This window comes from Enterobacter sp. SORGH_AS_0287 (assembly GCF_031453695.1).
Lineage (GTDB): Bacteria > Pseudomonadota > Gammaproteobacteria > Enterobacterales > Enterobacteriaceae > Enterobacter > Enterobacter ludwigii.
This window is the reverse complement of sequence record NZ_JAVIZW010000001.1, coordinates 4,195,536-4,221,281: the sequence shown is the minus strand read 5'-3', so window position 1 is coordinate 4,221,281 and position 25,746 is coordinate 4,195,536. Positions and strand designations below refer to the sequence as shown.

At 55.1% G+C, this 25,746-nt stretch carries 25 protein-coding genes; 15 read left to right on the top strand and 10 right to left on the bottom strand.

The annotated features are described in order from the left end of the window. Positions 1 to 38 precede the first annotated feature (38 nt). From QE396_RS20105 to sstT, 3 genes are all read left to right on the top strand, one after another. Entirely contained in the window at positions 39 to 1,037 is a 999-nt protein-coding gene (locus QE396_RS20105) for a Gfo/Idh/MocA family protein (protein ID WP_014171720.1), read from the top strand. Positions 1,038 to 1,300: 263 nt separating this feature from the next. Continuing rightward, positions 1,301 to 2,269, top strand: coding sequence for a TerC family protein (locus tag QE396_RS20100; protein WP_309952241.1), 969 nt, complete (start codon positions 1,301 to 1,303; stop codon positions 2,267 to 2,269). A 235-nt stretch (positions 2,270 to 2,504) separates the two neighbouring features. After that, a complete protein-coding gene (sstT, locus tag QE396_RS20095; RefSeq protein ID WP_014171722.1) occupies positions 2,505 to 3,746 on the top strand; it encodes a serine/threonine transporter SstT in 1,242 nt (413 codons plus the stop codon). Positions 3,747 to 3,848: 102 nt separating this feature from the next. Here the strand turns inward: sstT and QE396_RS20090 are convergent, their stop codons facing one another. Both QE396_RS20090 and uxaC read right to left on the bottom strand, forming a co-directional pair. Next, positions 3,849 to 5,336 (bottom strand): UxaA family hydrolase, encoded by a 1,488-nt coding sequence (locus QE396_RS20090; protein ID WP_049023340.1) that lies wholly within the window; start codon positions 5,334 to 5,336, stop codon positions 3,849 to 3,851. Positions 5,337 to 5,353: 17 nt separating this feature from the next. Then, positions 5,354 to 6,766 carry a glucuronate isomerase gene (uxaC, locus tag QE396_RS20085; RefSeq protein WP_309952236.1) on the bottom strand — a complete coding sequence of 471 codons (1,413 nt, stop codon included), beginning with the start codon at positions 6,764 to 6,766 and terminating at the stop codon, positions 5,354 to 5,356. Between the two features lie 473 nt (positions 6,767 to 7,239). Between uxaC and QE396_RS20080 the strand changes: the two genes are divergently transcribed. The 11 genes from QE396_RS20080 to QE396_RS20030 all read left to right on the top strand — a co-directional run bounded on the left by QE396_RS20080 (position 7,240) and on the right by QE396_RS20030 (position 14,498). After that, positions 7,240 to 8,538, top strand: a complete 1,299-nt coding sequence (locus QE396_RS20080) for an MFS transporter (RefSeq protein ID WP_014171725.1) — start codon at positions 7,240 to 7,242, stop codon at positions 8,536 to 8,538. 117 nt (positions 8,539 to 8,655) lie between these two features. Next, a complete protein-coding gene (gene exuR / locus QE396_RS20075) occupies positions 8,656 to 9,432 on the top strand; it encodes a transcriptional regulator ExuR (RefSeq protein ID WP_014171726.1) in 777 nt (258 codons plus the stop codon). Between the two features lie 344 nt (positions 9,433 to 9,776). Further along, a complete protein-coding gene (gene yqjA / locus QE396_RS20070) occupies positions 9,777 to 10,439 on the top strand; it encodes a DedA family general envelope maintenance protein YqjA (protein WP_014171727.1) in 663 nt (220 codons plus the stop codon). A 2-nt stretch (positions 10,440 to 10,441) separates the two neighbouring features. Continuing rightward, positions 10,442 to 10,825 (top strand): EnvZ/OmpR regulon moderator MzrA, encoded by a 384-nt coding sequence (gene mzrA / locus QE396_RS20065; RefSeq protein ID WP_020883575.1) that lies wholly within the window; start codon positions 10,442 to 10,444, stop codon positions 10,823 to 10,825. A gap of 143 nt (positions 10,826 to 10,968) precedes the next feature. Continuing rightward, positions 10,969 to 11,337, top strand: a complete 369-nt coding sequence (locus QE396_RS20060) for a DUF1090 domain-containing protein (RefSeq protein WP_014171729.1) — start codon at positions 10,969 to 10,971, stop codon at positions 11,335 to 11,337. A gap of 29 nt (positions 11,338 to 11,366) precedes the next feature. Continuing rightward, positions 11,367 to 11,672 carry a YqjD family protein gene (locus QE396_RS20055; protein ID WP_003862645.1) on the top strand — a complete coding sequence of 102 codons (306 nt, stop codon included), beginning with the start codon at positions 11,367 to 11,369 and terminating at the stop codon, positions 11,670 to 11,672. 1 nt (position 11,673) lies between these two features. Then, positions 11,674 to 12,072 (top strand): phage holin family protein, encoded by a 399-nt coding sequence (locus QE396_RS20050; RefSeq protein WP_013098867.1) that lies wholly within the window; start codon positions 11,674 to 11,676, stop codon positions 12,070 to 12,072. Continuing rightward, on the top strand, positions 12,069 to 12,365 hold the full coding sequence (locus QE396_RS20045) for a YqjK-like family protein (protein ID WP_020883574.1): 297 nt from the start codon (positions 12,069 to 12,071) through the stop codon (positions 12,363 to 12,365). Before QE396_RS20050 ends, QE396_RS20045 begins: the two co-directional genes overlap by 4 nt. A 209-nt stretch (positions 12,366 to 12,574) precedes the next feature. Continuing rightward, on the top strand, positions 12,575 to 12,967 hold the full coding sequence (locus QE396_RS20040) for a DoxX family protein (RefSeq protein ID WP_006178691.1): 393 nt from the start codon (positions 12,575 to 12,577) through the stop codon (positions 12,965 to 12,967). A gap of 72 nt (positions 12,968 to 13,039) precedes the next feature. Next, complete coding sequence (locus QE396_RS20035; protein WP_020883573.1) at positions 13,040 to 14,026, top strand: glutathione S-transferase family protein; 987 nt, start codon at positions 13,040 to 13,042, stop codon at positions 14,024 to 14,026. Between the two features lie 106 nt (positions 14,027 to 14,132). Next, positions 14,133 to 14,498 (top strand): DUF805 domain-containing protein, encoded by a 366-nt coding sequence (locus QE396_RS20030; protein WP_014171733.1) that lies wholly within the window; start codon positions 14,133 to 14,135, stop codon positions 14,496 to 14,498. Between the two features lie 40 nt (positions 14,499 to 14,538). Here QE396_RS20030 and QE396_RS20025 read toward each other — a convergent pair whose 3' ends face one another. Beyond that, positions 14,539 to 15,441 (bottom strand): LysR family transcriptional regulator, encoded by a 903-nt coding sequence (locus tag QE396_RS20025; RefSeq protein ID WP_014171734.1) that lies wholly within the window; start codon positions 15,439 to 15,441, stop codon positions 14,539 to 14,541. 103 nt (positions 15,442 to 15,544) lie between these two features. Between QE396_RS20025 and QE396_RS20020 the strand changes: the two genes are divergently transcribed. Continuing rightward, positions 15,545 to 16,246 (top strand): pirin family protein, encoded by a 702-nt coding sequence (locus QE396_RS20020; protein WP_014171735.1) that lies wholly within the window; start codon positions 15,545 to 15,547, stop codon positions 16,244 to 16,246. A gap of 42 nt (positions 16,247 to 16,288) precedes the next feature. Here QE396_RS20020 and QE396_RS20015 read toward each other — a convergent pair whose 3' ends face one another. The 7 genes from QE396_RS20015 to tdcB form a co-directional block, all read right to left on the bottom strand. Continuing rightward, complete coding sequence (locus tag QE396_RS20015) at positions 16,289 to 17,590, bottom strand: serine dehydratase subunit alpha family protein (RefSeq protein WP_020883571.1); 1,302 nt, start codon at positions 17,588 to 17,590, stop codon at positions 16,289 to 16,291. A gap of 20 nt (positions 17,591 to 17,610) precedes the next feature. Beyond that, the gene (locus QE396_RS20010; RefSeq protein ID WP_025202948.1) at positions 17,611 to 18,942 is read right to left on the bottom strand and encodes an amino acid permease; all 1,332 of its coding nucleotides are present in this window, start codon (positions 18,940 to 18,942) and stop codon (positions 17,611 to 17,613) included. Positions 18,943 to 19,204: 262 nt separating this feature from the next. After that, complete coding sequence (locus QE396_RS20005) at positions 19,205 to 19,615, bottom strand: Spy/CpxP family protein refolding chaperone (protein WP_014171738.1); 411 nt, start codon at positions 19,613 to 19,615, stop codon at positions 19,205 to 19,207. Between the two features lie 151 nt (positions 19,616 to 19,766). Next, the gene (pflB, locus tag QE396_RS20000; RefSeq protein ID WP_020883569.1) at positions 19,767 to 22,061 is read right to left on the bottom strand and encodes a formate C-acetyltransferase; all 2,295 of its coding nucleotides are present in this window, start codon (positions 22,059 to 22,061) and stop codon (positions 19,767 to 19,769) included. 15 nt (positions 22,062 to 22,076) lie between these two features. Beyond that, positions 22,077 to 23,285: a propionate kinase gene (gene tdcD, locus QE396_RS19995; RefSeq protein ID WP_020883568.1), complete on the bottom strand. Its 1,209-nt coding sequence runs from the start codon at positions 23,283 to 23,285 to the stop codon at positions 22,077 to 22,079. A gap of 30 nt (positions 23,286 to 23,315) precedes the next feature. Beyond that, entirely contained in the window at positions 23,316 to 24,647 is a 1,332-nt protein-coding gene (tdcC, locus tag QE396_RS19990) for a threonine/serine transporter TdcC (RefSeq protein WP_014171741.1), read from the bottom strand. A gap of 10 nt (positions 24,648 to 24,657) precedes the next feature. Then, on the bottom strand, positions 24,658 to 25,647 hold the full coding sequence (tdcB, locus tag QE396_RS19985; RefSeq protein WP_020883567.1) for a bifunctional threonine ammonia-lyase/L-serine ammonia-lyase TdcB: 990 nt from the start codon (positions 25,645 to 25,647) through the stop codon (positions 24,658 to 24,660). Positions 25,648 to 25,746: the final 99 nt, after the last annotated feature.

The following is a 25,746-nucleotide window of genomic DNA, read 5'->3' as shown; positions in this document are numbered from 1 at the left end:
TGGCTAAAGGTTCCCTGCTACGGAGTACGTAAACGTTTATGATACGTTTCGCAGTTATTGGCACGAACTGGATCACCCGCCAGTTCGTCGACGCCGCCCATGAAACCGGCAAATTTAAGCTCACCGCAGTCTATTCCCGCAGCCTGGAGCAGGCGCAGAGTTTCGCGAACGACTATCTGGTTGAACATCTGTTCACGTCGCTCGATGAGATGGCGCAAAGTGACGCCATTGACGCGGTCTACATCGCCAGCCCAAACTCCCTGCACTTTCCGCAAACGTCGCTGTTTCTTAGCCATAAAAAACATGTGATTTGCGAGAAGCCGCTGGCCTCGAACATTCAGGAAGTGGAAGCCGCGATTCAGCTTGCCCGCGACAATCAGGTGGTGCTGTTCGAAGCGTTCAAAACCGCCAGCCTGCCAAACTTCCTGCTGTTACAGCAGTCTCTGCCGAAGATTGGCAAAGTGCGTAAAGCGTTTATTAATTACTGCCAGTACTCGTCGCGCTATCAACGTTATCTGGACGGTGAAAACCCGAACACCTTTAACCCGGCCTTCTCTAACGGCTCGATTATGGACATCGGTTTTTACTGTCTGGCCTCTGCCGTTGCGCTGTGGGGCGAGCCGCACGGCGTCACCGCCACGGCCAGCCTGCTGGAAAGCGGTGTGGATGCGCACGGCATCGTGGTGCTGGATTACGGTGATTTCAGCGTTACGCTGCAGCACTCCAAGGTGAGCGATTCCGTTCTGCCCAGCGAAATTCAGGGCGAAGCGGGCTCACTGGTTATCGAGAAGATTTCCGAGTGTCAGAAGCTGAGCATTGTCCCACGCGGCGGCAAAGCGCAGGAGCTGACGCAGCCTCAGCATATTAACACTATGCTCTATGAGGCAGAGGTCTTCGCCCGTCTGGTGGAAGACAACGAAGTGAATCACCCTGGGCTGGCGGTCAGCCGCACCACGGCGAAACTGCAAACCGAGATCCGCCGTCAAACCGGCGTGGTCTTCCCTGCAGATGGCGTGGGCGCAGAAGCTATCGCGTAAAGCTGTGTAATGAAACGGTGCAGACCATTGACGAAATCACTGGTCTGACATATTTTGTTACCTGCAAAGGGGAGTAACTTCCTTGCCGGTGGATCGTCATTACGATGCGTGCAAAACCGCATCCGGTCGCCGGGCAATCAAAAAGCCCGTCTTTTTGGTTGTAAGTGAGACCTTGCCGGAAGGCGAGGTCTATGCATAAAAAGCTAACGGCTATCGTCTTCTGACCATGGCCGTTTTTGTTTTTTATGTGTAAGGAAAATAGTATGCATTCTGTCGGCACTCCCATGTTGTGGGGCGGATTCGCGGTTCTCGTGCTCATCATGCTGGCGATCGACCTCTTTTTGCAGGGGCGTCGCGGCGCACATGGCATGACCATGAAACAGGCTGCGGCCTGGTCACTGGTGTGGGTCACCCTCTCCCTGCTCTTCTGTGCTGCCTTCTGGTGGTACCTGGCCTCAACGGAAGGCCGCGCGGTTGCCGATCCTCAGGCGCTCGCGTTCCTCACCGGCTATCTGATTGAAAAAGCCCTGGCGGTCGATAACGTCTTCGTCTGGCTGATGCTGTTCAGCTACTTTGCCGTGCCTGCGGCCCTGCAGCGTCGCGTGCTGGTGTACGGCGTGCTGGGTGCGATTATCCTGCGTACGATTATGATCTTCGCCGGAAGCTGGCTGATCACGCAGTTCGAATGGCTGCTGTATGTCTTCGGCGCATTCCTGCTGTTCACCGGGATCAAAATGGCCCTGGCAAAAGAAGATGGCTCCGCCATTGGCGACCGTCCGCTGGTGAAGTGGATCCGTGGTCATCTGCGCATGACCGACAAGATCGAGAGCGAGCACTTCTTCGTGCGTAAGAACGGCCTGCTTTTTGCCACGCCGCTGCTGCTGGTGCTGATTCTGGTTGAGCTGAGCGATGTGATTTTCGCGGTAGACAGCATTCCGGCTATCTTCGCGGTCACCACTGACCCGTTCATTGTGCTGACATCTAACCTGTTCGCCATCCTCGGTCTGCGTGCCATGTACTTCCTGCTGGCAGGCGCGGCTGAGCGCTTCTCAATGCTGAAATATGGTCTGTCGGTGATTCTGGTGTTTATCGGTATCAAGATGCTGATTGTCGATTTCTACCACATCCCTATCGCTATCTCGCTCGGTGTGGTGTTTGGCATTCTGATCGTGACGTTGCTTATCAATACCTGGGTTAATCGTCAGCACGATAAGAAGCAACAGGTGGAGTAATTACGGTCCTTCCTGCTGCCTTTACGCTGGCCCTCTTTCCCCCAGGGAGAGGGTCAGCACACTTTTGTAAATGAATAGTTAAAAACTATGACGCAACACGTAAAATGCAGCATTTTACGCTTCCCTCCGCATCCGGTTTCCCTATACTCAACCAGGCAAACATTTTCTTACATCCGGACATAAATGTGACTTAGAGCACATAAAGGATGGAACGCAATTTCACTTAGGAATTTTTATGAGCACACAATCAACTGGTCTCTTTGCGCGCCTGGCGCAAGGCAGTCTCGTTAAACAAATTCTGGTAGGGCTGGTACTGGGGATTCTGCTGGCAATGGTGTCAAAACCGGCTGCGGAAGCGACGGGGCTGCTTGGCACCATTTTCGTTGGCGCACTGAAAGCCGTGGCACCGGTGCTGGTGCTGATGCTGGTCATGGCGTCAATTGCCAATCATCAACACGGACAAAAAACCAACATTCGCCCTATCTTGTTCCTGTATCTGCTGGGCACCTTCTCTGCAGCCTTAACAGCCGTCGTTTTCAGCTTCCTGTTCCCGTCCTCGCTGCACCTGACCAGCGCTGCGGGTGATATCACCCCGCCATCCGGTATTGTGGAAGTGCTGCGCGGCCTGCTGATGAGCATGGTCTCTAACCCGATTACGGCACTGATGAACGCTAACTACATCGGCATCCTGGTCTGGGCGATCGGTCTTGGTTTTGCCCTGCGTCACGGCAACGAAACAACGAAAAACCTGGTCAACGACGTGTCGAACGCCGTGACCTTTATGGTCAAAATCGTGATTCGCTTTGCGCCAATCGGCATCTTCGGTCTGGTCTCTTCCACGCTGGCGACCACCGGCTTTGGCGCACTGCTGGGCTATGCGCAGTTGCTGGTGGTACTGATTGGTTGCATGCTGCTGGTTGCGCTGGTGATTAACCCGCTGCTGGTGTTCTGGCAGATCCGCCGTAACCCGTATCCGCTGGTGTTAACCTGCCTGCGCGAGAGCGGTGTGTATGCGTTCTTCACCCGCAGCTCTGCGGCAAACATTCCGGTTAACATGGCGCTGGCGGAGAAGCTGAATCTGGATCGCGACACCTACTCGGTTTCCATCCCGCTGGGTGCGACCGTGAATATGGCGGGTGCGGCAATTACCATTACCGTGCTGACGCTGGCGGCTGTGCATACGCTGGGCATTCCGGTCGATCTGCCCACGGCGCTGTTGCTGAGCGTGGTGGCGTCGCTGTGTGCGTGTGGTGCATCGGGTGTGGCGGGTGGTTCGCTGCTGCTGATCCCACTGGCGTGCAATATGTTCGGTATCCCGAATGAGATTGCCATGCAGGTAGTGGCCGTCGGCTTTATCATCGGTGTATTGCAGGACTCCTGCGAAACCGCGCTGAACTCCTCAACGGACGTGCTGTTCACCGCAGCGGCATGCCAGGCGGAAGACGCGCGTTTAGCGAAGAACGCGTTACGCGGGTAAACAAAAGCCCGGTGACAAAACGTAAAGCAAAACGGCAACCGAAGGTTGCCGTTTTAGTATTTGACCCTCTCCACAGGGGTGAGGGCATCACCCGCACCACACTTACAGCGTCACGCCACTCTTGAAGATCGCCAGTTCGCGGAAGTCATTCTTCTCGTTACAGGTCTGTCTGCCATTGGCAAACTCCACAATGGTATCCACGAATTCCGTCAGCAACTGCGGCATCCCTTTGCCGTGGATTAACTGGCCTGCATCAAAGTCGATCCAGTGTTTTTTCTTCGCTGCCAGCTCGCTGTTGGTCGCGATTTTGACCGTCGGCACAAAGCCACCGTACGGTGTCCCGCGCCCGGTGCTGAACAGCACCATGTGACAGCCGGCGCCGGCCAGCGCGCTGGTCGCAACCGCATCGTTACCCGGTGCGCTGAGCAAATTCAGACCGTGCGTTTTCAGACGTTCACCGTAGCGCAGGACATCAACCACCGGGCTGGCACCCGCTTTTTGCGTGCAACCGAGAGACTTCTCTTCAAGCGTGGTGATCCCGCCCGCTTTGTTACCCGGAGACGGGTTTTCATAAATCGGCTGGTTGTGGGCGATAAAGTACTGTTTGAAGTCGTTCACCATCGTGACGGTCTTCTCAAACGTCTCTTCGTCGCGACAGTGGCTCATCAGAATACGTTCAGCGCCGAACATTTCCGGCACTTCTGTCAGCACCGTCGTACCGCCGTTGGCGATCACATAATCTGAGAAGCGGCCCAGCATCGGATTCGCGGTGATCCCGGACAGGCCATCAGACCCGCCGCACTCCAGGCCAAACTTCAGCTCACTCAGCTTGCCCGGCTCACGCCTGTCGTGACGCATCACCTCATACAGCTGGTGAAGGTGCTCAATGCCCGCTTCCACTTCATCATCCTGGTGCTGACACACCATAAAGTGCACGCGCTCGGGGTCAAACTCACCCAGCGTGTCGCGAAACGCATCCACCTGATTGTTCTCGCAGCCCAGGCCAATCACCAGCACCGCGCCCGCGTTCGGGTGGCGGACCATGTTTTGCAGCATGGTGCGGGTGTTGATGTGGTCGTCGCCAAGCTGAGAACAGCCGTAGGTGTGGCTGAACAGGTGCACACCGTCCGTACCTTCGGCGTCGTGGGTCTCTTTCAGGAAACGTGTCTGGATTTGACGCGCGATCCCATTCACGCAGCCGACGGTGGGAAGGATCCACAGCTCGTTGCGGATCCCCACCTCACCGTTCGCCCGGCGGTAGATCTGTACCTCGCGATCCGCCGCCTGCGCTTCTTCTGCCGCTAAATCAGGTTGATAGCTGTACTCGTCCAGATCGCTCAGATTGGTGCGGGTGTTGTGGGAATGAATATGCTCACCCGGCGCAATATCCGCCAGCGCATGACCAATCGGGAGACCGTATTTAACAACGTTGTCTCCTTGGGCGATCGGCTTCACGGCAAACTTATGCCCGCGAGTCACCGCCTGACGCAGGGTTATCGTCTGGTTATCAACGGTGACAACTTCACCTTCGGCCAGATCCGCCAGCGCGACGGCAACGTTATCCAGCGAATGGATTTTGATGTATTGCATATCAACCTCAAACGGCCTTAGTTCAGTTCAATGGCGAAGTAGTCGCGCGCATTGTTAAAGCAGATGTTTCTCACCATTTCGCCCAGCAGCTGAATATCGGCAGGGGCCTCACCCGCGGTCACCCAGCGGCCAATCATCTGGCACAGAATGCGGCGGAAATATTCGTGGCGCGTGTAAGAAAGGAAGCTACGGCTGTCGGTCAGCATGCCCACAAAGCGGCTTAACAGACCCAGCTGTGCCAGCTGCGTCATTTGACGCTCCATCCCGTCTTTCTGGTCATTGAACCACCAGCCGGAACCGAACTGCATCTTGCCTGGCATACCTTCACCCTGGAAGTTACCGATCATGGTACCCAGCACTTCGTTATCGCGCGGGTTCAGGCAGTAGAGGATGGTTTTTGGCAGCAGATTTTGCTCGTTCTGTTTGCTCAGCAGCTTAGAAAGTTCTTCCGCAAGCGGGCGATCGTTGATGGAGTCGAAGCCCACGTCCGCGCCCAGCAGTTTAAACTGACGCTGGTTGTTATTGCGCAGGGCACCAATGTGGTATTGCTGCACCCAACCGCGACGAGCATATTCCGCACCGAGGAAGACCAGCACCGCCGTTTTGAACTGTGCCACTTCGTGCTCGCTCAGGGATTCACCGGACAGGCGACGTGCCAGAATGCTATCAATTTCGGCTTCGTTCGATTCCGCAAACATCACCACATCCAGCGCGTGGTCAGAGACTTTACAGCCGTGTGCCGCGAAGTGGTCCAGACGTTTGGTCAGCGCGCTCTGCAGGTCTGCAAAACGACGAATGTCGGTGTCAGACACTTCCGCCAGCTTCGCCATGTAATCATTGAACGTTGCCTGTTCGATATTAAAGGCTTTATCCGGACGCCAGCTTGGCAGCACTTTAATATCAAACGAGGTATCGCGGGCGACCACCGCGTGATGTTCCAGGGAGTCAATCGGATCGTCAGTGGTCCCCACCATCTTCACGTTCATCTGCTTCATGATGCCGCGGGCGGAGAAGGTATCCTGCGCCAGTAATTCATTGCACCGATCCCAGATTTCATCGGCGGTAGCCGGGGAGAGCAGCTTTCCGGTGATGCCGAACGGACGGCGCAGCTCAAGGTGCGTCCAGTGATATAACGGGTTGCCGATGGTGTGCGGAACGGTCGCCGCCCAGGCGTCAAACTTCTCGCGGTCGCTTGCATCACCGGTACACAGGCGCTCAGCCACGCCGTTGGTACGCATCGCACGCCATTTGTAGTGGTCACCTTTCAGCCAGATGTCATACAGGTTTTTGAAACGGTAATTTTCGGCAACCTGCTGCGGCGGTAAATGGCAATGGTAGTCGAAAATTGGCTGGTCTTTGGCGTAGTCGTGGTACAGGCGGCGAGCAAATTCGGTATCTAACAGAAAATCTTCGGTCATAAACGGTGTCATTATCGTCTTCCTCGTAACGAGAGCGTCAGAAAGCTTATGCTCAGATGCTGCAAAGTTATCACACCAATTTCCAGAGACAGAACATTTTTTCGTGAGTTAGATCAATAAACGCAGACAAATTAATTACCTCAAATGAGGTAAACCCTTCGCCAGGCCACGCCAGAACTGGCTTTATCCGTAACACATAATGTCCCTACAAATAATCATGCATTTGTGATGTCACTCACCTTTTAAAGTTGTATGACAAGTTATCTTTTCGCCGTCGCAAACACTAAGCCGACGGAATGCATTCCCGGTGTGAAAACATCGGTTTTAACGGTACGGATACCGACTTATGCACGCTTACTTATGGCAAGGTTCGGGCCGTTCCGGGACATCTCCCGGTTATGCCCCTCCCGTTACACAACCGCTCCCGGACACGGTCGAGAGGTTGCCGTGCAAGGCACGGAATTAACATAACGATGAGGTTTTAGATGCGTAAAATTAAAGGGTTACGTTGGTATATGATCGCACTGGTGACGTTAGGCACCGTGCTGGGCTACCTGACACGTAACACCGTGGCAGCCGCAGCCCCGACGTTGATGGAAGAGCTGCATATCTCCACTCAGCAATATTCCTACATCATTGCTGCTTATTCCGCGGCTTACACCATCATGCAGCCTGTTGCAGGCTATGTTCTGGATATTCTCGGGACCAAAATCGGCTACGCCTTCTTCGCCATCGCCTGGGCTATTTTCTGCGGCGCCACGGCGCTGGCGGGCAGCTGGGGCGGTCTGGCGCTGGCACGTGGTGCGGTAGGTGCGGCGGAAGCGGCAATGATCCCGGCCGGGCTGAAAGCCAGCTCTGAGTGGTTCCCGGCGAAAGAGCGTTCTATTGCCGTCGGCTATTTCAACGTCGGTTCTTCCATCGGTGCGATGATTGCACCACCGCTGGTGGTGTGGGCTATCGTGATGCACAGCTGGCAGATGGCGTTCATTATCTCTGGTGTACTGAGCTTTGCGTGGGCCATGGCGTGGCTGATTTTCTATAAACACCCGCGCGATCAGAAAAAACTGTCTGAAGACGAACGCGAATACATCATTGGGGGTCAGGAAGCTCAGCATCAGACCAACAACGGCAAAAAAATGACGGTCTGGCAGATTCTGGGTACCCGTCAGTTCTGGGGTATCGCCCTGCCGCGCTTCCTCGCCGAACCCGCCTGGGGGACCTTCAACGCCTGGATCCCGCTGTTCATGTTTAAGGTCTATGGCTTTAACCTGAAAGAGATTGCGATGTTCGCGTGGATGCCAATGCTGTTTGCCGATCTCGGCTGTATCGTTGGCGGTTATCTGCCACCGCTGTTCCAGCGCTGGTTTGGCGTGAACCTGATCGTTTCCCGTAAAATGGTCGTGACGATGGGCGCAGTGCTGATGATTGGCCCGGGCATGATCGGCCTCTTCACCAGCCCGTATGTGGCAATCGCCCTGCTGTGCGTCGGTGGTTTTGCTCACCAGTCACTGTCCGGTGCGCTGATTACGCTCTCTTCTGACGTCTTCGGGCGTAACGAAGTGGCTACCGCTAACGGCCTGACCGGTATGGCTGCCTGGACAGCAAGCACCCTGTTTGCTCTGGTGGTGGGTGCGCTGGCGGACACTATCGGCTTCAGCCCGCTGTTTGCCGTACTGGCTATCTTCGACCTGATGGGTGCAGTGGTTATCTGGACGGTGCTGAAAAGTAAGTCGGCAGAAGAGGTGCTAAAAGAGTCCCTGGGGGGACCGGCAACGCAAAGTTAGCGCCCCTCCTGCTGTCACAGAAGCCGCCTCCGGGCGGCTTTTTTCATGGCAAAATCTGGAGACTGGCACGCAAAAGTGGTATAACAAATAATCCGCCGTACCCTGCCTGGAGCGCATATGGAAATCACCGAACCACGTCGTTTATATCAACAACTTGCTGCCGAGCTGAAAGATCGCATCGAGCAAGGTGTCTACCTTGTCGGTGATAAACTCCCCGCTGAGCGCTTTATCGCTGATGAAAAAAGCGTAAGCCGCACCGTGGTGCGTGAAGCGATTATCATGCTGGAAGTGGAAGGCTACGTTGAAGTTCGCAAAGGCTCCGGCATTCACGTGATTTCTAATCAGCCGAAACACTCCCCGGTCGCCGACGAAAGTCTCGAATTCGCCAGCTACGGTCCGTTTGAACTGCTCCAGGCGCGCCAGCTTATCGAAAGCAATATTGCGGAATTTGCAGCGACTCAGGTGACCAAGCAGGACATCATGAAGCTGATGGAAATCCAGGAAAACGCGCGCAAGGAAAAATGTTTCCGTGATTCAGAGTGGGACCTGCAGTTCCACGTTCAGGTCGCGCTGGCAACGCAAAACACGGCGCTGGCGGCAATCGTGGAAAAAATGTGGACTCAGCGCGTTCACAACCCGTACTGGAAAAAACTGCACGATCACATCGATTCCCGCACCGTGGATAACTGGTGCGACGATCACGATCAGATCCTTAAAGCGCTGATTCGCAAAGATCCCCATGCGGCAAAACTGGCGATGTGGCAGCACCTGGAAAACACCAAGCAGATGCTGTTCAATGAAACCAGCGATGACTTCGAATTTAACGCTGACCGCTATCTTTTTGCCGATAATCCTGTCGTTCATCTCGATACGGCAGCCAGTGCGGCAAAATAGTTTACCTTTTCTCTGGCAGGCGCTTCGCTGCGCCTTCTGGCAGAGGTGGGTAAGCAAAACATATATAGTGTCAGCCTTTGTAAATCCCCTCGCTCCCCTCCATGGCTTACGCCAAAATCATCACACCCCTGCAAATTCTGTGACGCAGAACCTTGGGCTTTGTTACAATTGGATTCAATTCGTTATTTTGTAAGTTAGTGCTTGCTAACCAGCCAATTAACAGGGAACAGTGTTGGCCACACCTCAATGTGTCCGCGAGCGACCATAATGAAATCACAACAATGTCGCCGTGCTGTTTGTCCCGGATAACAGGCGTGACGTTAACCGATTTCCAGGAACACTGAATGGAACTTTTGACCCAACTACTGCATGCCCTCTGGGCGCAGGATTTTGAAACGCTGGCCAACCCTTCCATGATTGGCATGCTCTACTTCGTCTTATTTATGATTCTGTTCCTTGAGAACGGTTTACTGCCTGCCGCCTTTTTACCTGGCGACAGCTTACTGGTGCTCGTCGGCGTGCTGTGTGCCAAAGGGGCAATGGCCTTTCCGCAAACCATTTTATTACTGACCATCGCCGCCAGCCTTGGCTGCTGGGTGAGCTATATCCAGGGGCGATGGCTGGGCAATACGCGTCTGGTGCAGAACTGGCTCTCCCACCTTCCTGCGCATTATCACCAGCGGGCGCACCATCTTTTCCATAAGCACGGGCTTTCCGCGCTCCTGATCGGCCGCTTTATCGCCTTTGTACGCACCCTGCTGCCTACCATTGCGGGTCTTTCCGGATTAAGCAGCACCCGCTTCCAGTTCTTCAACTGGATGAGTGGCCTGCTGTGGGTTCTGATCCTGACCACGCTGGGCTATGCGCTGGGCAAAACGCCGGTCTTCATGAAATATGAAGATCAGCTCATGTCCTGCCTGATGCTGTTACCGGTGGTTCTGCTGGTCTTTGGTCTGGTCGGTTCGCTGGTGGTGCTGTGGAAGAAGAAATACGGAGCCAGAGGTTAACGATGGTTATCTCACCGCTTGCCGTGCGCCGTTTTGCCGTGGCCATGATTGCCCTGGGGTTGCTCAGCCTCATGTTCCTGGCCTGGACGACGCTTTCGCATCAGGAATCGACGCTGGCAATTCGCCCGGTGAGTCAGGGTGTCAGCGTGCCTGACGGTTTTTCGGTGTGGCATCATCTTGATGCCAACGGCATCCGCTTTAAGAGCATCACCCCGCAGGACGATGTTTTACTGATTAAGTTTGATTCCCGCGCGCAGAGTGCCGCCGCGAAAGTGGTGCTCGACCGTACGCTGCCGCACGGTTATATCATTGCCCAGCAGGAAGATGACAACCAGCCTGCAGCCTGGCTGTCACTGATTCGCGATTCGTCGCATAGATTTGGATAATTACCAGGATTCCGAATCTTTTCACTCACTTTGGTGAATCCCCCGTTTACTTACTATGCTTAAGTACGCGGAGCACCCCATGTATGTACTCCGCTTGACTCTGGATAGCGGCTCACGCCGCAACACAATGGAAGGTTTCGATAATGAAATTCCGCATTACTCTGGCTCTGGCCCTTTTTTCTTTAAGCACAGCGTCCTTCGCCAACTCTCTCTGTCAGGAGAAAGAACAGGATATTCAGCGTGAGATCAGTTATGCCGAAAAGCATAACAATCAGCATCGTGTTGAGGGTCTCAAAAAAGCGCTGAGCGAAGTGAAAGCGAACTGTTCTGACAGCAAGCTACGTGCCGATCACCAGAAAAAAATCGCTGAACAGAAGGACGAGATAGCCGAGCGCCGTCACGACCTGCAGGAAGCGAAAGAGAAAGGGGATGCGGAAAAAATTGCTAAGCGCGAGAAGAAGTTGAAAGAAGCGCAGGACGACCTGAAAGCGCTGGAAGCTCGCGATTATTGAGTTAACGGAAATCTCAACAGGAGAGAATCATGTCAAAAGATACGACGTCTGAAAATCTGCGCGCTGAACTGAAATCCCTGGCCGATACCCTGGAAGAGGTGCTGAACTCCTCTGCAGATAAGTCAAAAGAAGAGGTCAGCAAACTGCGCAGCAAAGCTGAGCAGGCGCTGAAAGAGAGCCGTTATCGCCTGGGTGAAACCGGTGATGCACTGGCGAAACAGACCCGCGAAGCGGCAGCTCGCGCGGACGAATATGTTCGCGATAATCCGTGGACGGGTGTAGGGATTGGTGCCGCGGTAGGTGTGGTACTGGGTGTCCTCCTGACGCGTCGTTAATATGGAAGATCCTCGTCACGCACAAGGGCCTGCTAATAACGTCCTCGGCATCGGCCAGCGTATTCTGACGACGCTGGTCGGGATTGCCGAAACGCGCGTCCGACTGGCAGTGGTTGAACTGGAAGAGGAGAAAGCGAACCTTTTCCAGATGCTGCTGATGCTCGGGCTTACCATGCTCTTCGCCGCGTTTGGTCTGATGAGCCTGATGGTGTTAATCATCTGGGCCATTGACCCGCAATATCGACTCAACGCGATGATTGCCACCACCGTTGTTCTGCTGGTTGCGGCACTGATTGGCGGCATATGGACGATGCGTAAAGCACGCAAATCCACTTTCCTGCGCCATACGCGCCAGGAACTGGCCAACGATCGCGCCCTGCTGGAGGATGACAAGCCGTGAGCGATAAAGCCGAACGTCAGAAGCGAAAAGCATTCCTGCTCAGTCAGATCCAGCAGCAACGGCTGGATTTGTCTGCCAGTCGTCGCGACTGGGTTGACGCGACGCGTCGTTTTGACCGGGGCTGGAATACCTTCCTGAGCCTGCGCTCATGGGCGCTGGTCGGAAGCAGCGTGATGGCTATCTGGACGGTTCGTCATCCAAATATGCTGATCCGCTGGGCCCGCCGCGGCTTTGGTGCCTGGAGCGCCTGGCGTCTGGTGAAAGCGACGATTCGTCAACAACAGCTGCGTTAGTTCTTATGCCGGGTAGCGTTTCGCTTACCCGGCACACTTTCCCCCTTCCCCGTTACTCAATATCTTTGAAGAAGATTGACAGTTTTCCTTGCTAACAATTCCCATCTGCCCCGTTTACACTCCTCTCCATCGACAGCAAAGACGCGGTATCTACCCGAATTTGCACACAAATAAAGTTCAGCCGCTGATGTGGTTTCCTGGAGAGTAAAATGAAAAAATTAGAAGATGTTGGTGTTCTGGTAGCGCGTATTCTGATGCCGGTTCTGTTTATCACCGCAGGCTGGGGCAAAATCACCGGTTATGCGGGCACGCAGCAATACATGGAAGCCATGGGTGTTCCCGGGTTCCTGCTGCCACTGACTATTCTCCTTGAGTTCGGCGGCGGCCTGGCGGTTCTGTTCGGCTTCCTGACCCGCACCACGGCACTGTTTACCGCAGGCTTCACCCTGCTGACGGCGTTCATCTTCCACAGTAACTTTGCGGAAGGCGTGAACTCTCTGATGTTCATGAAAAACCTGACCATCGCGGGTGGCTTCCTGCTGCTGGCCATCACTGGCCCAGGCGCATACAGCATCGACCGCGTTCTGAATAAGAAGTGGTAAGCACGCTATACTGAATGAACACAAAGCGAGGAGATATCTCCTCGCTTTTGCTTATTGACGGAGGAGAAAAAAATGGGACAACTCGTAGACGGCGTCTGGCAGGATGTCTGGTATGACACCAAATCCACCGGGGGACGCTTCAAGCGCTCTGTTTCGGCCTTCCGTAACTGGCTAACCGCCGATGGCGCACCGGGCCCAAGCGGCGAAGGCGGCTTTGCGGCTGAGAAAGACCGTTATCATCTCTATGTTTCTCTGGCCTGCCCGTGGGCGCACCGCACGCTGATTGTGCGCAAGCTGAAAGGACTCGAATCCTTAATTCCGGTTTCGGTGGTCAACCCCCTGATGCTGGAAAACGGCTGGACGTTTGACAGTGATTTCCCGGCCGCCACCGGTGATGACCTCTACCACCACGATTTTCTCTATCAGCTCTATCTGCGCGCCGATCCGCACTACACCGGACGCGTGACCGTACCCGTGCTGTGGGACAAGAAAAACCAGACCATTGTCAGCAATGAGTCCGCAGAGATCATCCGCATGTTCAACACCGCGTTTGATGCCCACGGGGCCCGCGCCGGGGATTACTATCCGGTTGAGCTGCGCGATAAGATTGATGAGCTGAACAGCTGGATTTACGACAACGTGAATAACGGTGTCTACAAGGCCGGCTTTGCCACCAGCCAGGAAGCGTATGACGACGCGGTGGGAAAAGTATTTGAATCGCTGGAGCGTCTTGAGCAGATCCTCGGCCAGCATCGCTACCTGACGGGCGACCGCCTGACGGAAGCAGACATTCGTCTGTGGACAACGCTGGTTCGCTTTGATCCAGTGTATGTTACCCACTTCAAGTGTGATAAACACCGCATCAGCGATTACCTGAACCTGTACGGTTTCCTGCGCGATATTTATCAGATGCCGGGCATTGCTGAAACGGTCGATTTCAACCATATCCGCACCCACTATTTCCGCAGCCATAAGACCATCAACCCGACGGGTATTATCTCGGTGGGTCCGTGGCAGGACCTGGATGAACCGCACGGTCGCGACGTGCGTTTCGGATAAATATCAAGGGCATCAATTGATGCCCTTTTTTAATTCACAATCTCCATCTATCCTTACCTCGATCGCTTAAAAAACAAGTGATTGACTGACTAATGAGGCAAGGAAAATGGACTGGTATTTAAAAGTACTGCGCAACTACATTGGATTTGGTGGCCGCGCTCGCCGTAAAGAGTACTGGATGTTCGTTCTGGTGAACTTCATCCTCATCATGGTGCTGGGCATTATCGATAAAATTCTTGGCTGGGAACGAGCCGGCGGTGAAGGTGTTCTCACCACGATTTACGGCCTGCTGGTCCTGCTTCCCTCATGGGCCGTGCTGTTCCGACGGCTACACGATACCGATCGTTCAGCCTGGTGGTTACTGCTGCTGCTGATCCCGATTGTGGGCTGGCTGGTCATTCTGGTCTTCAACTGTCAGGCCGGCACGCCGGGCGAAAACCGCTTCGGGCCCGATCCAAAACTCAACGCATAAAACAAAGCCCGGTGGCGTTTCGCGTACCGGGCTCGATTTTTTATTTGTTGTGATGGGCAAAGAGCTTGGGTATTTCGCGCAGGCACCACGATTTGGCCTCACCCATGCTGTCGCGCCGCCACGCCATAATGATGTCCACTTCGCTGGTGTACTCCGGGCTGACCACGCGTAGCCGCCCTTCTGCAATATCTTTTTCGACAAACGGATACGGCATCGTTGCCACGCCCAGGCCCGCCAGCAACGCCTGACGTTTGTCTTCAAGCGACGTGACGGTCAGACGCGGTTGTTTATCCAGCAACTGCACCGTTAACACCGGACGCTCGCGGGCGGTATCTGCGACCGCGACCCCGCGGTATTTCACCCGCGTCACTTCCGAGAGCGGCTCCGGCTCCTGGTGAATCGGGTGATCGGGTGCGGCGACATAGACGTTCATCACGCTGTAGAGCTTGCGGGAATTGATTTCAGATGAGGAACGGAAGTGCATATCCGGGGCAATGACGATATCCGCCCTGCCCGTCTCCAGTCGCTCCCAGGCCCCGGCCAGCACCTCGGTGATGATCGATAACTGGGTATTTGCTTTATCGGCCAGCCGGTTCACCAGCGGGAACAGCGCCTCGGTGGGCACCAGCGCTTCCGTCACCAGCGTCAGATGGGTTTCCCAGCCGCGCGCCAGCGCTTCGGCGTCCGTCGTCAGCTTGTCCGCCGCTTCCAGCAGGACGCGACCACGCTCCAGCAGCATCCGTCCGACGTTAGTGAATTTTGTTCGATGACCGGAGCGGTCAAAGAGCACCACGTCCAGCTCTTCCTCCAGCTTCTGCATGGTATAGCTGAGCGCAGACGGAACGCGCCCCAGTTCATCTGCCGCCGCGGCAAAACTGCCACGCCGATCAATTGCGTCCATGACGCGAAGCGCCTCAAGCGTCAATGCTCTCTCTTTAGCCATCTCGTTCTCATTCAGGAAATTTGAACATACCGGGCAGAATATCTGGCTAACAATGAAGCGTCCATACCTTTACCATTGTTTAGTGTAAAGAGAGGTCAAGTTTATGATTACGACAAGAACAGCTAAACAGTGCGGACAAGCCGATTTCGGTTGGCTGCAGGCCCGCTACACCTTTTCCTTTGGACACTACTTTGACCCTAAACTGCTCGGTTACGCTTCATTGCGCGTATTGAATCAGGAAGTGCTCGCCCCAGGCGCGTCCTTCCAGCCGCGTACGTACCCGAAAGTCGATATCCTGAACCTGATCCTGGAAGGCGAAGCAGAATACCGCGACAGCGAGGGCAATCATGTCCAGGCGAAGGCCGGCGAAGCATTATTAATCTCCACGCAGCCGGGCATCAGTTACAGCGAGCATAACCTCAGCAAAGATAAAACGCTGACCCGTATGCAGCTGTGGCTGGATGCCTGCCCTGAGCGGGAAAACCCGCTGGTACAGAAGTTAGATTTGACGGGCGACAGGCAGCAGCTGATAGCCTCCCCGGACGGCAGTCAAGGCAGCCTGCAGTTGCGCCAGCAGGTGTGGCTGCACCATATCGAACTGAAGAAAGGGGAACAGGCGAGCTTCCAGCTTCATGGTCCGCGCGCCTATCTGCAATCGATTCACGGTACGGTGCATGCGGTGACGCATACGGAAGAGAAAGAAGCGCTCACCTGCGGTGACGGGGCGTTTATTCGCGACGAAGCGAATATCACGCTGGTTGCTGATTCGCCGCTGCGCGCGCTGTTAATTGATTTACCGGTTTAACACCCGATGCTCCTCTCTCCCCGGCGGGGAGAGAGGAAACCGTTACACTTTACGTGCCATAATCTCAATAATCTGCCGGTCCGTCGCCTGCATGGCGCGGCACGCCAGCGAACACAGGTTCGCGATCGACTGCTCCACATCGTGCGCCACAATCCCTTCATTGCCCGTTACAGCCGAATCATCCAGCGCCATCATCACCGCTTTCCAGGCACTGCCGACGCTGGTTGAGACCTTCATGGCACAGCTGTTGGACGCGCCATCGCAGATCATCCCGCTGACATCGCCAATCATGCTGCTGATTGCCATTGAGAGCGTCTGATAGCTTCCGCCCATCAGCCAGGCCATGCCTGCTGCCGCCCCCATCGCCGCCGTGGTAGCCGCACACAGCGCCGACAGGCGCGGAAGCTGGGCGTGGATATAAATAGCCGAAAGATGTGAAAGCATCAGCGCCCGGGCAAGGCGTTCATCATCCGCCTGGACATGCTCCGCCACCACCACAACCGGCATGGTGGCCGTGATCCCCTGGTTGCCCGATCCGGAATTGCTCATTGCCGGCAGCGTCGCCCCGCCCATTCGGGCGTCCGAGGCCGCGCTGGTGCGAATGACAATATCCGAGCCCAGATCCTGCGCTATCCATCCGCGAGCGCGCTGCTTATTGAGCGTCGCGCCAATGTGCAGCCCCCATTTTCCGCTTAAACCTTCACGGGAGAGCGCATCATTTAATTGTCCGGCAGCCAGGATAAAGCGGATCGCGTCAAACGGCACCTGCTCCACAAACTCAAGGATCTGCGACAGCGTGGCGTTTGAAAGTACCGCCAGCGGGTCGTCATTCCTCTCGTCGGGTTGAGAATCAAGCGTAAAGCGGGTTTCGCCCTGACAGACAATCTCCACCACCCGCGTATGCCCACCGGCGATGGTCACCATCGCCGAGGCCTGTCCGGCGTGAACGCAGGCGCGGGAGTAGAGGATGTCATCGCACGGCTCCTGCAGCTTGACCTGCACCTGGCCGGCGTCCAGCAGCGCTTTGGCACGCACCAGCGCATCGGCAGTGGCATCTTTCAGTACCTCCAGTCCGGCGTGCGCGTTGCCGCCAATGGCCCCCAGTGCCGCCGCAATCGGCAACCCGACCATCCCGGTGCCAGGTACCGTCACGCCAAGGCCATTTTTCATCAGATTCGGTGAAACCCACGCCTCAATCTGTGTGACGTCACCCGGCAGAAGCTCCGCGGCCATCGCACAAGCCAGCGCCAGAGAGATCGGCTCGGTACACCCCAGTGCAGGTTTAACTTCCTCCTGCACCGCCCGAATAAATTGATTCCATAAAGATTGAGTTTGCTCTGACATCGTTACGACCTTGTTTGCCCTTAAGAAAACGCGAGGAAAGGAGAAACACACAGCAGCAGACCGGTGATGATAATGATCACTAGCGACACGCCTTTATATTTGTGCAGCGCCGGCACTTTGTAGACCAGCCACGCCGGAATCAAACACCCCACCATGCCGAAGATGGGGCTGCAAATAGAGGTGAAGCTCAGTACCGGCGCGTTTAACACAATCGCGCTCCATGCCAGCAGAATGGCAAACAGCATGATGCCGCGCTGTACGGTGTTTTCGTTGATTTTCTCTGCCGGCATTTTGCGGCGCAGAATGTTCATCACAATGCCCTGCGTCGCTTCACGAAAGCCCAGGTACACGCCGAAGAACGCGGTCATGACGGCAAAAATATTCAGGATAACGCTGACAATTTTGACCCAGCCGGCACCGTCGCCACTGATAAACTGCGCGGCAATTGCCAGTGCGGAAATATTCTGTTCGTAGGCTTTGACCGCCTCATCATGCCCCATTGCCAGGGTGAACGAGACCGCGTAGAAAAAGACCGTCACGAAGAGGATCGCGAAGGCGATGTTCATCGCCCGCAGCGCTTTATGGCGCGCCACTTCAACCGATTTTTCGCGTGAACGATAGGAGATCACCATCGGGCTTAATGTCTGAATAAACAGAATCGACGTTAAGGTAAACGGCAACGTGATAATCGCGTTTTTAATGAGTAGCCCCACGGGTGGCAGCATGCCCACGTTGGCTAAATGCCAGAGGCCAATCATCGACAACCCGAGCGCCGCCACCACAAATAACTTGGTCAGCACCATCAGGCTGGAGACTTTAAACAGCAGTTTCTCGCCACGGGAGGAGATCGCCACCAGGATGCAGATCAGGAACAGACCGTAGAACGGATTTTCAGAGAGCAGCCCCTCCGTCACGCCGAAGGTGTGTAAATAGGAAGCGCTGTCGTTGGTGATGGCGGTGGAGTAGACGAACATCCAGATAACCAGCATCACGAAATAGAGCGCACCTAATAAGATGCCCCAGTTCTTACCGAGGTAGCCGCTGATGACGCTCGGATAATCTTTGCACTCCGGCGATTCTGCCAGCGTGTTAATAAACAGCCGCTGAAACAGGTACATGGCCGGATAGCCAATCACTGACGAAAGCAGAAACACCCACAGTCCCATCAGCCCCACCTGTACCGGGAGAAAAACAATCCCCGCGCCGATGGCCATTCCGATACTCATGATGACCCAGCCCGTATCGGTGCTGTCGAATTTAATGGCCTCCTGCCACTCGCTTTCACTCATCCCTGCCCGCTTTGCCGCGGGTGAATCGTTCACAATCACACTGCTGTTTGTTGCCGTATCCATAAGGCACTCGCTTATTTTGTAGGGTAACCAGTTGTTTTTATGGGATTCTGACCACCAGCGATAATGAGCCAGACTGCTGCAGGTGTGTGTTATTGGAATGGACAAATCATACGTGGAGAGCGGGAGAAAAAAGTCACAATATTTATAAGGCTTTTCGCAAGCGAGAGAAAAAAATACTCTTAGATGAGGAATAATGGAGGTGATTTTCTAAAAGTGACGCCGATCAAGAAATAAAAAACCCGCGACATGCGCGGGTGTGTCATCAGTTAGCCAGCGCGTTCGCCATATCGGTTTTCACCTGTTTACGCTGCTCCGCTGTCAGAACCTGGCTGACATCAAAGTAGTATTTGACGCGGTAATAGCGGGTCTGCTCTTCAATTTTACTGAACGCGGCAAGCTGGTTTTTCACCGTGCTTTCATCCCATTTCCCGGTCTGGAACATCTCGATCAGCGCACCGTCTTTCACGCCGGTCATCGGGATCTTGCTGACATTTTGTTCCAGCGTCTGGTGCAGCGCGTCGATCTTCTTAATCTGATCGTTGCTCAGCTTGAGGTGTTGCACTAGCGGATCCTGCGCCGGAGAGGGGGCAGCTTCAACGTCAGCGGCCTGTGCGGCAAAACTGCACGCCACCAGCGAGGCAGCAACCAGGGTGATACGGGTCATTTTCATCATCTTACTGTCCTTACATACTGTTTCAGGGAAAAAGCAGGCGCATTGTTTTTCAGAAGCGGATGAAGATGTGTGAGTAATTATATAAACATTTTTGTATGTTCCGCGGACAAAAAAGCCCCCTTAACCAAAGGGGGCCTGTTTCAGACGACGATCACAGTGCCTGGGTAAACGTCCTTGAGATCACGTCCTGCTGCTGCTCGCGCGTCAGCGCATTAAAGCGCACCGCATACCCTGAGACACGAATGGTCAGGTTGGGATAGTTCTCCGGGTGCTCAATCGCCTCCATCAGCATCTCCCGGTTCATGACGTTAACGTTGAGGTGCTGTCCCCCCTCAATGGCCGCTTCGTGGTGGAAATACCCGTCCAGCAGCCCTACAAGGTTGGTTTTGCGCACCCTCTCATCCTTGCCCAGCGCCTGAGGCACGATGGAGAAGGTGTAAGAGATCCCGTCTTTCGCATAGGTAAACGGCAGCTTAGCGACGGAGGTTAACGAGGCCACCGCCCCTTTCCTGTCTCGTCCGTGCATCGGGTTCGCGCCCGGTGCGAATGGCGTACCGCCGCGGCGTCCGTCCGGCGTATTGCCGGTCTTCTGGCCGTAGACCACATTCGACGTAATGGTCAGGATCGACTGGGTCGGCACCGCGTTGCGGTAGGTCGGCAGCGCCTGAATTTTCTTCATAAAGCGTTCCACCAGGTCACAGGCAATGCTGTCCACGCGGTCATCATTGTTACCGTACTGCGGGTAGTCCCCTTCAATCACAAAATCGACCGCCAGGCCGGTATGGTCGCGTACGGGTTTTACCGTGGCATATTTGATGGCGGACAGCGAGTCCGCCGCCACCGACAGCCCGGCGATACCGCAGGCCATGGTGCGATAAACGTCCCGGTCGTGCAGCGCCATCAGTGAGGCTTCGTAGCTGTACTTATCGTGCATGTAATGAATGAGATTCAGCGCGCTAATGTACTGCACCGCCAGCCAGTCCATAAAGTGATCCAGACTCGCCATCACGGTGTCGTAATCCAGCACCTCATCCAACAGCGGCGCGGTTTTCGGCCCGACCTGGATCTTCAGCTTCTCATCCATCCCGCCGTTGATCGCATACAGCAGCGTTTTCACCAGGTTAGCACGGGCGCCAAAGAACTGCATTTGCTTGCCGATCACCATCGGGCTGACGCAGCAGGCAATGGCGTAGTCGTCGCTGTTGAAATCCACGCGCATCAGGTCGTCGTTCTCATACTGCAGCGACGAGGTGTCGATCGACATCTGTGCAGCGTACTTCTTGAATGCGACGGGCAGTTGTTCGGACCACAGGATCGTCAGGTTTGGCTCCGGTGCGGGTCCCATCGTGTGCAGGGTATGCAGGTAACGGAAGCTGTTTTTGGTGACCAGCGTGCGGCCATCCAGCCCCATTCCGCCAATCACTTCGGTGGCCCAGACAGGATCGCCGGAGAAGAGCGTGTCGAACTCCGGAGTACGCAGGAAGCGCACCATGCGGATCTTCATGATGAAATGATCGATCAGTTCCTGCGCCTGGATCTCACTCAGGCGACCCGCCTGCATATCGCGCTCGAGATAAATATCCAGGAACGAGGCCGTGCGTCCCAGCGACATCGCCCCGCCGTTCTGGGATTTCACCGCGGCCAGATAGGCAAAGTAAACCCACTGTACCGCTTCCTGCGCATTCATCGCCGGGCGAGAAATATCGAAGCCATAGTTCGCTGCCATCTGCTGGATCTGCAGCAGTGCGCGTTTGTGTTCCGCCAGCTCTTCACGCAGGCGGATCGTCGCCTCCAGATCTTCACCCCGTTCGAGTTTGCCCTGCAGATCCGCGAACTGGCGCTCACGCTCGTGCACCAGATAGCGGATGCCGTACAGCGCCACGCGACGGTAATCACCGATGATGCGCCCGCGTCCGTAGCCGTCCGGTAGCCCGGTCAGCACGCCTGATTTACGACAGCGCATCATCTCGGGGGAGTAAACGTCAAAGACCCCCTGATTATGGGTTTTGCGCAGTTCGGTAAAGAGATATTCGAACTGCGGATCCATCTCGCGGCCATAGGCTTCGAATGAACTGCGGATCATATTGATCCCGCCGTACGGATGCAGCGCACGTTTGAGCGGCTTATCGGTTTGCAGGCCGACGATCGTCTCCAGCTGCTGGTCAATATAGCCCGGTCCGTGGGCCGTGATGGTGGTGGCAATGTTGGTGTCAAAATCCACCGGCGCATGGGTGGCATTCTCCTGACGAATGCCCACCATTACCTTCTCCCAGAGCGCCGTCGTTGCTGGCGTCGCCTGCGCGAGGAAAGTTTCGTCGCCTTCATAAGGGGTATAGTTATGCTGAATAAAATCGCGCACGTTGACGGTGTCTTTCCATTCTTCACCGCGAAACCCGGCCCATGCGTCGCTGTAAGGGGCAACGCGCGTATCGATTGCTACTTTCATGAATTTCTCGCTCTGTCAGGCATAAGCCGCAGCCGGAATGACCTTCCCAAGACGGAGGGCATCCAGCGCGATCATTTTTTCTTCGTTGGTTGGGATCACCGCGCAGGCCACGCGGGACGAATCGGTGGTGATCACACGCTCACCTGCGCTGCCCGGCAGGGCATTTTTGGCTTCATCGAGGGTGATGCCAAAGACGGCCAGGTGTTCCGCCACCAGGGTGCGGATCAGTCTGGAGTTCTCACCAATCCCGCCGGTGAACACCACACCGTCCAGGCGGTGTAACGACGCCGCGTGCCCGGCAATATGCCGTGCGATACGGTGAACAAAGGTCTGGATCGCCAGCTGTGCCCGCTGATGTCCCTCATGCCAGGCCTTTTCGAGGGCTCGCAGATCGGAGGATATTCCCGAGATCCCCAGCAGGCCGGACTCTTTATTGACGACGCGTTCCAGATCCTCAAATGACTGTCCGGTCTGTTGGGCTATCCAGGCCATGGCGCCGAAATCAACGTCGCCACAGCGGGTTCCCATGATCAGCCCTTCCAGCGGCGTCATGCCCATGGAGGTATCCACGCTCTCACCATTGCGTACCGCGCAGATGGATGCCCCGTTGCCGAGATGGGCAATCACCAGCCCGCTGTCCTCAGGCGAAATCCCGAGCAGGGCATGCGCCTGCCCGGCAACGTAGCGGTGGGACGTCCCGTGGAAGCCATAGCGCCGCACGCCAAGCTCTTCAAAATAGCGGTACGGCAGCCCGTACAGATAGGCCTGCGGGGCCAGCGTCTGGTGGAAGCTGGTGTCAAACACCGCCACCTGCTGTATGCCCGGAAACAGGCGTTCGGCTGCCTCGACGCCGCTTAAGTTGGCGTAGTTATGCAGCGGTGCCAGCGAGGAAACCTGACGGATCTGCTCAATAACCTGTTCCGTGATAAGGGTCGACTCGCTGAAGAGGTCGCCGCCGTGCGCAATACGATGGCCAATCAGGACCACGCTGCTCATCAGGTCACGCTTCTCCAGCTCCAGGGCGATGGCTGCCAGCGCCCCTTCGTAGTCATGGTGAGCCAGTCTGGCTGGCTCACCCCCGTTCACGGAAATAAAGGCTTTTTCAGTGTTAATCCCGTCTGCAATGCCCGTCATCAGGGCATCACAGCTGCTGGCATCGAGTACTGAAAACTTAACAGAGGACGATCCGCAGTTAATAACCAATACAACCGGAAACTCAATCATGGTGTTACTCCGCTCTTCCTGAGCCAGGGTTTAGAACAGTTTGTAGACGATGTTCAGGATGGTCAGCAGGCCCACAACCGTGACGAAGATGTTCTCGGGTCTGCCCTTATATTTCGCCATTGCCGGCGCTTTACGAATGGCATACATCGGCAACAGGCACAGCAGAGAGGCGATGATTGGCGCCCCCATGGCTTCGATAAGGTCGAGAATGTTCGGGTTGGCATAGGCAACGACCCAGGTCGACCCCATGATGAATACCATGCTGATGGTGTTCAGTTTGCCTACGGAGACTTTCTTCTTATCGCCCTTATAACCGAACTTCAGGATCAGGCCGTTCAGCCCTTCCAGCGTGCCCAGATAGTGGCCGAAGAAGGATTTGAAGATAGCGACCAGCGCAATGATGGAGGCACCGTATTCCAGCACCGTGGCAAACGTTGATTTAGTGCCTGACATGGTCGCAAAGTGGTTCGCCAGGTAAGAGAGCACGGGAATATTCTGCGCTTTGGCATCGGCCATGTTCTGCGGCGAGAGCGTGAACAGGCAGCTAAAGGCGAAGAACATCACCACCGCGACCATCAGCAAGCTGGCGCGACCGATGATTTTGGAACATTTCTGCTCGGTAAACGCTTTACCGAACTCGGGTTCATACTCTTCACGTTTCGAGACCACAAACGAGGAGACGATAGGCGAGAAGTTGAAGGAGAAGACCATGATGGAGATCCCCAGCCAGACCGTCACCAGAATGCCGTCATGCCCGGTAAACGCAATATCACTCAGATTGACCTGGTCAATCACCGACGAGTTCCAGTAAGGGATCAGCGACAGGGAAATCAGCACCAGGCTGGCGATAAACGGGAACACCAGGAAGCTCATCACCTTCACCATCAGGTCTTTACCAAACCAGATAACAAAGGCCATCAGCAGCAGCAGGAACAGCGCCACCACGCCGCGGTTAAGCGCGGGCAGCTGGAGCTGGTTTTCCCAGAAGGTCATAAAGGTGTTCGTAATGGTGACGCCGTAAATCCACAGCAGCGGGCAAATGGCGAAGAAGTAGAGGAACGTAATCACCACCCCACCGGTCTTACCAAAATGCTCTTCCACCGTTTCGGTGATGTTGCCAGACACGTTACTGCCGGACAGACACAGGCGTGCCAGCGCCCGGTGGCAATAAAACGCAATCGGGAAAGCGAGAACCAGCATCAGCAGGATAGGAATCAAGCCGCCGAATCCTGCGCGAATCGGGAAGAACAGCACACCTGCGCCAATGGCGGTTCCAAACAGGCCAAGCGTCCAGGTGGTATCAGACTTACGCCAGGAGGACGTTTTTGTCTGGCCAACGATAATGCTTTCTGTGTTGCTCATAGGTCATCCTTTATGCGTCAACGAAGCCGGTAATTTGGGATACGCGGGAGAGATCGATATTGCCGCCGGAAATAATGCAGACGGTTTTACGACCCTGAATATAGTGATCAAGCTTGCCGCTTAATAACGCCGCACAGGCCAGTGCGCCAGCACCTTCTGTAACCACTTTATTTCGCTGAATGAGGGCAATCATGCTGTTACGAATTTCGTCTTCGCTGACCAGCACAATGTCATCGACTAATTCACGAACAATCTCGAAGGTTAATTTACCCGGGCGAGACACATCACATCCGTCGGCTAGTGTACCGGTAACGCGGTGGTTAATGATTTCTCCTGCCTGATACGATGCGGCCATTCCATGTACGTTTTCAGACTGCACGCCGATAATATTAATGGTCGGGTTGATGGATTTAATGGCCGTTGCAATTCCGGCAATTAAACCGCCACCGCCGATGGGTACAATCACGTTATCCACATCATACAAATCTTCGAGAATTTCCAGGCCAATGGTGCCCTGGCCGGCAATCACTTTCGGATCGTCATACGGCGGGATAAAAATGCGCCCTTCCAGCTCCACGATTTCGCTGACTTTGGCGATGGTGTCGTTGAAGTTTTCGCCGTGCAGCACCACTTCAGCCGAGTAGTCACGGGTGGCGGCGACTTTAGATTTCGGCGCGCCCATCGGCATGACCACTTTGCCGTCGATACCGAGCATTGCACAGGAGAGCGACACGCCCTGCGCGTGGTTGCCTGCAGAACAGGCGACCACGCCTTTACGTTTTTCAGCTTCGGTCAGCGAACTTAATTTATTAAACGCACCGCGGATCTTGAAGGAGCCAGTACGCTGCATATTTTCAAACTTCAGGAATATCTCACCTTTACAGCGTTCGCTGAGATAATTTGAGCGCGGCATGCCGGTTTTATATATTTTGCCTGCCAGTCGTTTTCTGGCGTCCTGAATATCTTCAATGGTCACCGGGAGATCGTAGGTAATATGCATAATATCCTCGTTATAATAATTCATTTTCTTCAGGCAAAGTCAGGGTATCAGAGCACGGATAAAATAAGCTCTGGGTGTTTTTAAACAGGTTAACGCGTT

Coding starts and splice junctions, on each gene's coding strand:
- QE396_RS20025 (WP_014171734.1), bottom strand. CDS start 15,441: ATGGCTAAAGAGAGAGCATTGACGCTTGAGGCGCTTCGCGTCATGGAC.
- QE396_RS20105 (WP_014171720.1), top strand. CDS start 39: ATGATACGTTTCGCAGTTATTGGCACGAACTGGATCACCCGCCAGTTC.
- QE396_RS20010 (WP_025202948.1), bottom strand. CDS start 18,942: ATGGATACGGCAACAAACAGCAGTGTGATTGTGAACGATTCACCCGCG.
- tdcC (WP_014171741.1), bottom strand. CDS start 24,647: ATGAGCAACACAGAAAGCATTATCGTTGGCCAGACAAAAACGTCCTCC.
- mzrA (WP_020883575.1), top strand. CDS start 10,442: ATGGTTATCTCACCGCTTGCCGTGCGCCGTTTTGCCGTGGCCATGATT.
- tdcD (WP_020883568.1), bottom strand. CDS start 23,285: ATGATTGAGTTTCCGGTTGTATTGGTTATTAACTGCGGATCGTCCTCT.
- QE396_RS20100 (WP_309952241.1), top strand. CDS start 1,301: ATGCATTCTGTCGGCACTCCCATGTTGTGGGGCGGATTCGCGGTTCTC.
- tdcB (WP_020883567.1), bottom strand. CDS start 25,647: ATGCATATTACCTACGATCTCCCGGTGACCATTGAAGATATTCAGGAC.
- QE396_RS20015 (WP_020883571.1), bottom strand. CDS start 17,590: ATGTCAGAGCAAACTCAATCTTTATGGAATCAATTTATTCGGGCGGTG.
- sstT (WP_014171722.1), top strand. CDS start 2,505: ATGAGCACACAATCAACTGGTCTCTTTGCGCGCCTGGCGCAAGGCAGT.
- QE396_RS20090 (WP_049023340.1), bottom strand. CDS start 5,336: ATGCAATACATCAAAATCCATTCGCTGGATAACGTTGCCGTCGCGCTG.
- exuR (WP_014171726.1), top strand. CDS start 8,656: ATGGAAATCACCGAACCACGTCGTTTATATCAACAACTTGCTGCCGAG.
- QE396_RS20060 (WP_014171729.1), top strand. CDS start 10,969: ATGAAATTCCGCATTACTCTGGCTCTGGCCCTTTTTTCTTTAAGCACA.
- QE396_RS20040 (WP_006178691.1), top strand. CDS start 12,575: ATGAAAAAATTAGAAGATGTTGGTGTTCTGGTAGCGCGTATTCTGATG.
- QE396_RS20050 (WP_013098867.1), top strand. CDS start 11,674: ATGGAAGATCCTCGTCACGCACAAGGGCCTGCTAATAACGTCCTCGGC.
- QE396_RS20005 (WP_014171738.1), bottom strand. CDS start 19,615: ATGATGAAAATGACCCGTATCACCCTGGTTGCTGCCTCGCTGGTGGCG.
- QE396_RS20055 (WP_003862645.1), top strand. CDS start 11,367: ATGTCAAAAGATACGACGTCTGAAAATCTGCGCGCTGAACTGAAATCC.
- pflB (WP_020883569.1), bottom strand. CDS start 22,061: ATGAAAGTAGCAATCGATACGCGCGTTGCCCCTTACAGCGACGCATGG.
- yqjA (WP_014171727.1), top strand. CDS start 9,777: ATGGAACTTTTGACCCAACTACTGCATGCCCTCTGGGCGCAGGATTTT.
- QE396_RS20030 (WP_014171733.1), top strand. CDS start 14,133: ATGGACTGGTATTTAAAAGTACTGCGCAACTACATTGGATTTGGTGGC.
- QE396_RS20035 (WP_020883573.1), top strand. CDS start 13,040: ATGGGACAACTCGTAGACGGCGTCTGGCAGGATGTCTGGTATGACACC.
- QE396_RS20020 (WP_014171735.1), top strand. CDS start 15,545: ATGATTACGACAAGAACAGCTAAACAGTGCGGACAAGCCGATTTCGGT.
- uxaC (WP_309952236.1), bottom strand. CDS start 6,766: ATGACACCGTTTATGACCGAAGATTTTCTGTTAGATACCGAATTTGCT.
- QE396_RS20080 (WP_014171725.1), top strand. CDS start 7,240: ATGCGTAAAATTAAAGGGTTACGTTGGTATATGATCGCACTGGTGACG.